This is a genomic window from Bradyrhizobium sp. CCBAU 25360, from assembly GCF_028128695.1.
Lineage (GTDB): Bacteria > Pseudomonadota > Alphaproteobacteria > Rhizobiales > Xanthobacteraceae > Bradyrhizobium > Bradyrhizobium ottawaense.
In genome coordinates this window covers 897,764-904,558 of sequence record NZ_LBJA01000045.1, presented here as the reverse complement: position 1 = coordinate 904,558, position 6,795 = coordinate 897,764, and the positions used below count along the sequence as shown (strand labels likewise).

Sequence of the window (6,795 nt, the reverse complement as noted above, 5' to 3'; positions counted from 1 at the left end):
GGCCGGCGCATTGCTGGCGGTCGCGGCCGGAGGCAGAGCAGGCGGCGGGGGGGCTACGGCGGCGGGGACAGGCGAAGGCGCCTGCGCAGCCGCTGGCGGCGGGGCGACCGGCGCAGGAGCGGGAGCTGGCGCAGCCGGCGTTTGCGGCTCGACGGTGGCTTGCTGCGGCGCCTGCTGGCCCGGGGTGGTCTCGTTCTTCTTGGCCTTCTTCGCCTTGCCCTGGCCGGTGTTGTCGTACACGCCCGGAATCTGCACGGTGCCGCGGTCCGGGTCGATGCGGATGGTGCGCCCGCCATATTCGAAGGTGTACTGCGCCTGCGCAGCGGTGCTCGCCAAAAGGAATGCGGCCGTGGCCAACAGCTTCCTCATTTCCATCTCCTGAAAAGGTGGTCCCCGCACCGACGCTTACGCGCCGGCTCGATCGTAAAAAGTGATCTAGATCACTGTCACGGTATGAGTCGTCGTCCTGCGGTTCCGGGTTCAATAGGCCAACAGCCGGTCCAAAGTTTGGCGGGGGCAAGCGACAGGAGGACGCGGCTGGAGCCCATTCAGTTCCGACGCAATCGGGACGGGGCTCTCGTTGCGCGAACCGGTACCCACTTCGTCCGAAAACGCTCTAATCGAACCAGGCGGCGTAGATTTTCCTGTAGCTGCCGTCTTCCATGGAAATGTGCAGCCATTGGTCGACGAAGGCCTTCAACGCCATGTCGCGCTGGAGCCAATAGGCCTTCTCGGAGAAGTCGAACGGCTTTTCGGGATGCACCGCGCAGAGCACGCCGGCGTGCTGCTTCTGCTGGTAGCGCGTCTCGGAGGCGTCCGTCATCATCAGATCGGCGTTGCCCTTGGCGATCTCGTCGAAGATCACGGTATTGTCGGAGAAAACGCTGATCTCGGCGTCCTTAATGTTGGCACGCGCAAAGCGCTCGTTGGTGCCGCCGGGATTGACGATCACGCGGGTGCCCTTCTTGTCGATATCAGGAAGCGTCTGGTACTTGCCGACGTCGGCGCAGCGCGTGATCGGCGTCTTGCCCTCGCGCATGATCGGCGTCGAGAAGAATCCCTTTTTCTGACGATCGAACGTGACCGAGACGCCGCCCATGGCGACGTCGAACTGGTCGGCCTCGAAATCCTTCATCAGCTTCGGCCAGGCCGTCGGCACGAACTCGACCTTGACTCCGAGCGCCTTGCCCAGTGACTCCGCCATGTCGACATCGAAGCCGCTGAACTGCTGCGTCGCCTTGTCCAGATAGGTGAAAGGCTTGTAGTCGCCGGTCATGCCGACGCGCAAGGTGCCGCGCTTGACGATCTCGTCGAGGCGCGAGGGCGCCTGCTGCGCGTGAGCCGAAAGGTTTGCCAGCAACGCCACGGCCGCAGCCACCACGATTCGAACAGCCATCCGAACGATCATCTCTTTTCCACCCCTGCGCGAGCTGTCATTGTGCCGCCCTTGAGGGGTGGATTTAGACCAGATGCCGGTCGCTGGCGAGATGGAATTGAAGGGAATCTGGACGTGACGATCTCGATGTACGAGGCCTCTGTCGGCCTCTTCGTCCCGCATTTGCGCAACCTGTCGGGGCTGCTCGACAAGGGTGTGGCGTATGCGGAGACCCGCAAGTTCAATCCGGCCGTTCTGCTCGGTATGCGGCTGGCCCCGAACATGTACGATCTGGCGCAGCAGGTCGGCGAGGCCTGCCGGCATGCGGTGGTCGCCCCGGCCTTGCTGGCGGAGCTCGAGCCGGTGGCGCTGCCGGCGCTGGAGCACGACATGGCCGGGCTTCAGGCGCGGATCGCAACCTCGATCGAGTTCATCGAAAGCCTGCCGCGCGCGGAGATCGATGCGGCGGCGGAACGGAATGTCTTCTTCAGGCTGAAGAACGGGACCGAGCTGCCCTTCACCGGGCGCGCGCTGCTGCTGACGTTCAGTGTCCCGCAGTTCTTCTTTCACGTCACGACGGCCTACGACCTGCTGCGGCACGCAGGCGTCGAGCTCGTGAAGAAGGATTATCTGGGAAGGAAGTAGTTGCCGAGGCTCGGCGTACACCTCTCCCTTCGGGAAAGGTGTACCGAGACCTCCGGCCGGAGCGCTAGGCTTCGCCCTTGCGCTCGTAATCGGCGAGCGAGCTGCGGCCGGCGATCTCGCTGCGCAGCTGCTCGAAGCGCCTGTTCGCCTCGTCCTGCTGGACGTCGACGAAATGTACCGCGGCCTCGCTGGTCATGGGGCCGCTGACCACGGGCGTGGACTGTTCGCCGATGGTCTCGTGGACGTAATACTGGCCGTCATCGCCGCGATGGACCGTCCATTTCAGGCGGATCGCCACCATGGGCCCGGGCCCGACCTTGCTGTAGCCGTCGGCATCGGTGTGCTCCGGCACCAGCGGCTGTTCCTCGACGACCGGATGCTCGTCGAGAGCCGGCTGTTCGTCGATGACTGCCTGCTCGTCGGAAGCCACATGCTCACGCTCGCCGGCGACCACGATTTCGGTCTCGGTGTGGCGGACGACGAGGACGGGCTCGGGGTGCTCCAGGATGCTGGCGATGGTCGCCAGCGCGTGGTCGGTCGGGTCGATCTCTGACAAGGTCCATCCTCCAGCTCGACGCGGCCGGCCAGTCTGTCCCACTGCCGCCGCGGCCGGGAACATTAGGCGCGTTTGATTAAGGCTGAGTTGGGGCTCGATCTGCACCAAAATGGGACGCATTCTGGCCTTCCGAAGGCGGGTAGATTAATCCGCCCGCCTTCGGCTTGTTCAGCCCAGCACGTCCTGATTGATGATGTTCTGCCTGATGGGATCGCCGTCCAGCACGCTCAGGATATTGCGCGCGGTCTGCTCGCTCATCCGGCTCACCGCCTCCACCGTGACGCCGGCGACGTGCGGGGCGATGATGACGTTGGGCAGCGCGAACAGCGCGTTGCTGACCGGCGGCGGCTCCACCTCGAACACGTCGATGCCGGCGCCGGCGAGCTTGCCGGAGACCAGGGCGTCGTACAGCGCGGCTTCCTTTACGATGCCGCCGCGCGCGGTGTTGATGAGATAGGATTTCGGCTTCATCCGGCGGATCCGCGCCGCATCGAACAGGCCGACCGTTTCCGGCGTCTTTGGGCAGTGGATGGTGACGAAATCGGCGTGAGGCAGCGCGGCGTCGAGGTCGGCGACAGGCTCGCAGCCGGCGGCCTTGATCTCGGCGGCTGGCTTGTAGGGATCGTAGACCTGCACGGTCATTTCCATCGCCAGGCACCGCTTGGCGGTACGGCTGCCGATGCGGCCGAAGCCGATGATCAGCACGGTCTTGCCGTAGAGATCGAACGGCAGCATGCCGAGCCGGTCGGCCCATTTGCCGTCCTTGACGCAGGCGTGCAACTCGTTCGCGCGCTTGGCCAGCGTCAGCATCATGAACAGCGCCTGCTCGGCGACCGAGGGCGAGTTGGCGCTGCCCGCGACCATCAGCGGCACCTTGCGGCGGGAGAGGGCGGGCACGTCGACGGCGTCGTAGCCGACGCCGATGCGGGTCACGACCTTCATGTCCTTGGACGCCTCGAGCTCGGTCTCGCCGAAGGCGGTGGCGCCGAGCGCCACGCCATGGACCGGCGCATGGCTCTTCAGCAAGGCCTCGAAGTCCTTTGCCGAGATTAGGTTCGCAAACTCGACGAGCTCGATATCGTCCCGCTGGGTGAGGAGGGCGCGTGCCCCTTGCGACAAAGTTTGTGTAATGAAAATCTTCTTCTTGTTGGTCGCCATCGTCCCCTGCCTGCGCGAGTTTCTTGGACCGGCGTCACAACACGACGCCGGTCGCCTCGTTTAGCAGGTGCATGTTATTGAGGTCCATCGCCAAACGCATGGGTGCCCCGTCCTTGGCGCCGGCGTTGGGATCGACGCGGCCGCAGATCGGCGTGCCATCGAGCCCGAAATAGACCAGGGTCTCCATTCCCATCGGCTCGGTGACGTCGAGCACGGTGTCGAAGCTCTCGACGCCCGGCCCCAGATGCGCATGCGACTCAGTGAGATGCTCGGGCCGCAGGCCGAGCAGCAGCTTGTCGGTGCGCGGCAGCGCGTTGTAGCGCGCCGCGCGGGCCGGCGGCAGCGCGAACGCGATGCGGTCGGTGAGCCGGATCTGGAGCGTGCCGCCGGCGTCCTCGAGCCGGCACGGGATGAAGTTCATGGCGGGCGAGCCGATGAAGCCGGCGACGAAGCGCGTGGCCGGCTTGTGGTAGAGCTCGTTCGGGGTGCCGATCTGCTCGATCTTGCCCTTGTTCATCACTACCACACGGTCGGCCAAGGTCATCGCCTCGACCTGGTCGTGGGTGACGTACACAGTCGTGGTGCGGACCTTCTGGTGCACCTTCTTAATCTCGATCCGCATCTGCACGCGCAGCTTGGCGTCGAGATTGGACAGCGGCTCGTCGAACAGGAAGACCTTCGGGTTGCGCACGATGGCCCGGCCCATCGCGACGCGCTGGCGCTGGCCGCCCGAGAGCTGCTTCGGCTTGCGGTCGATCAGGTCGGTGATGTCGAGCAGGCGGGCGGCTTCCGTCACTCGCGCCTTGATCTCGGCCTTGGGATAGTGCTTCAGGCGCAGCCCGAACGACATGTTCTCGGCGACCGTCATGTGCGGATAGAGCGCGTAGTTCTGGAACACCATCGCGATGTCGCGGTCTTTCGGCGGCACGTCGTTGACGACGTCGCCGTCGATCATGATGTCGCCGTCGCTGATGTCCTCGAGCCCCGCGATCATGCGCAGCGTCGTCGACTTGCCGCAGCCAGAGGGGCCGACCAGGACGATGAACTCATGGTCGGCGATATCGAGATCGATGCCGCGCACGGCTTCGACGTCGTCGTAACGCTTAACTACCTTCCGCAATGCAACGTCAGCCATCAGACATCAACCCTTTGTCGCGCCGGCGGTCAGGCCGGCAATGTAGTAGTCCATCAGGAAGGCGTAGATGACCAGCGGCGGCGCAGCGCCGAGCAGCGCGCCGGTCATGATCTGTCCCCAGTTGAAGACGTCGCCCTTGATCAGCGTGGTGGTGATGCCGACCGGCAGCACCAACTGATCCACCGATGTCGTGAACACCAGGGGATAGAGGAACTGCGCCCAGGACACCGTGAAGGCGAAGATGGTGGCGGCGATCAGGCCGGGCAGCGCGACGGGAATGAAGATCCGCGTCAGCGTCTGGAGCCAGGAGGCGCCATCGATGAGGGCCGCCTCATCCAGCTCCTTCGGGATCGAGGCGAAATAGCCGATCATGATCCAGGTGCAGAATGGCACTGTCAGCGTCGGATAGATGAACACCAGCACGTACCATCGGTTAAGCAGCGTGATGCCGGTCAGGTCCTGGACCATCCCGAGCACCTTGAACAGGGGGATGAACAGAAGGCTGTCCGGAATCAAATAGGTGAGGAAGACGCCGGTGGCCAGCGTCGCCGAGCCCCAGAACTTCATCCGGGCCAGCGCGAAGGCCGCGGGGATGCTGATCATCATGGTCACGATCACCACGATGATCGAAATGATCGACGAATTCCAGAAGAAGCGCAGAAATTGGTTCGAGCTCAACAGCTCGACATAGTTCGATAGCGTCGGATGAAACACCCACCAGGGGTTGGTTGCCGCCGAGATCTCCGCGCTGCTCTTGAGTGAGGTGATCAGCATGTAGACCGGCGGCGTCAGGAAGAAGATGGCGAACAGCACCAGGAAGAAATAGGACCAGCGAAGCGCCCAGATGCGGTCGCGGCTCATGCTGCCGTATTTGACCTTGCGGGACGGTCCGGCCTTATCGATTGCGAGCGTGCTCATCAGGCTTCGTTTCCGCGTTTGTTGACATCGCGCAGGATGAAGATCGCAGCGACCGCCAGGATCGGCACCATGAACAGGGAGACGCAGGCGCCGAGCGGAATGTCGCTGCTCTGGATGCCGACCTGGAACGCCCAGGTGGCGAACAGATGCGTCGTATCCAGCGGGCCGCCCGACGTCAGGATGCGCACGATGTCGAAATTGGCGAAGGTGACGATCAGCGAGAACAAGGTAGTGATGGCGATGATGTTGCGCATCATCGGCAAAGTGATGTGCCAGATCTTCTGCCACCAATTGGCGCCGTCGATCTCCGCGGCCTCGTACAGCTGGTCGGGCACGGATTTCAGCGCGGCCAGATACATGATCAGGAAGAACGGCGCACCGTACCAAACGTTGACGAGGATGACGGAGAAGCGCGCCCAGAAAGTGTCGCCGAGCCAGGGGATCGGACCGACGCCGAAGAAGGACAGCGTGTAGTTGAAGGCGCTGTAGGAGGGGTCGAACAGCCACAGCCAGGCCAGCGTGCTCATCGCCGGCGGAATCACCCAGGGCACCAGCAGCATGCCGCGCCATTTGCGTTGCTTCTTGCCCGGAATGTTGTGGACGAAATGCGCGACGATGAAACCGATCAGCGCCTTGAAGACCACCGCGGTGATGGCGAAGATGCAGGACTGCCGCACCACCATCCAGAACGTCTCGCGCTTGAACAGGAAGGTGAAGTTGCTGAGGCCGACGAACTTCGTCATCGCCTTGTTCAGGGTCGCGAGGTAAACCGAGTAGAAGGCGGGATAGAGCACGAGCAGGACGATCAGAAGGATCAGCGGCAGCGTCAGGAAGAACGCCACCGTCGATTTTCGCCCGAGCGCGTTGCGCAGGCTTGATCCCTTCCGCGCGCCCCTTGCACGGGCGACGCGACCTTGCTCGACGACGACATCGGCCATCTCAGCTTCCTTGAATCAGCTCTATCTACTTCTTTGTCCACCTCGAAGCCGGCCATTGGGGTCGGCTTCC

The 6,795-nt window shown here is 63.6% G+C and carries 7 protein-coding genes and 1 pseudogene; 1 reads left to right on the top strand and 7 read right to left on the bottom strand.

The window, feature by feature from the left end:
- Positions 1-369, bottom strand: a pseudogene (locus XH81_RS38535) (DUF2147 domain-containing protein); the annotation flags it as partial.
- Between the two features lie 247 nt (positions 370-616).
- Positions 617-1,396 (bottom strand): transporter substrate-binding domain-containing protein, encoded by a 780-nt coding sequence (locus XH81_RS38530; RefSeq protein WP_028144584.1) that lies wholly within the window; start codon positions 1,394-1,396, stop codon positions 617-619.
- Positions 1,397-1,522: 126 nt separating this feature from the next.
- Between XH81_RS38530 and XH81_RS38525 the strand changes: the two genes are divergently transcribed.
- The gene (locus tag XH81_RS38525; protein WP_028144585.1) at positions 1,523-2,020 is read left to right on the top strand and encodes a DUF1993 domain-containing protein; all 498 of its coding nucleotides are present in this window, start codon (positions 1,523-1,525) and stop codon (positions 2,018-2,020) included.
- Between the two features lie 64 nt (positions 2,021-2,084).
- Here the strand turns inward: XH81_RS38525 and XH81_RS38520 are convergent, their stop codons facing one another.
- The 5 genes from XH81_RS38520 to XH81_RS38500 all read right to left on the bottom strand — a co-directional run bounded on the left by XH81_RS38520 (position 2,085) and on the right by XH81_RS38500 (position 6,725).
- The gene (locus XH81_RS38520; protein WP_028144586.1) at positions 2,085-2,576 is read right to left on the bottom strand and encodes a hypothetical protein; all 492 of its coding nucleotides are present in this window, start codon (positions 2,574-2,576) and stop codon (positions 2,085-2,087) included.
- A 168-nt stretch (positions 2,577-2,744) separates the two neighbouring features.
- On the bottom strand, positions 2,745-3,734 hold the full coding sequence (locus XH81_RS38515; RefSeq protein WP_028144587.1) for a hydroxyacid dehydrogenase: 990 nt from the start codon (positions 3,732-3,734) through the stop codon (positions 2,745-2,747).
- Positions 3,735-3,768: 34 nt separating this feature from the next.
- A complete protein-coding gene (locus XH81_RS38510) occupies positions 3,769-4,869 on the bottom strand; it encodes an ABC transporter ATP-binding protein (RefSeq protein ID WP_028144588.1) in 1,101 nt (366 codons plus the stop codon).
- Positions 4,870-4,875: 6 nt separating this feature from the next.
- A complete protein-coding gene (locus XH81_RS38505) occupies positions 4,876-5,787 on the bottom strand; it encodes a carbohydrate ABC transporter permease (RefSeq protein WP_028144589.1) in 912 nt (303 codons plus the stop codon).
- On the bottom strand, positions 5,787-6,725 hold the full coding sequence (locus XH81_RS38500) for a carbohydrate ABC transporter permease (RefSeq protein ID WP_028144590.1): 939 nt from the start codon (positions 6,723-6,725) through the stop codon (positions 5,787-5,789). Before XH81_RS38500 ends, XH81_RS38505 begins: the two co-directional genes overlap by 1 nt.
- Positions 6,726-6,795 lie beyond the last annotated feature (70 nt).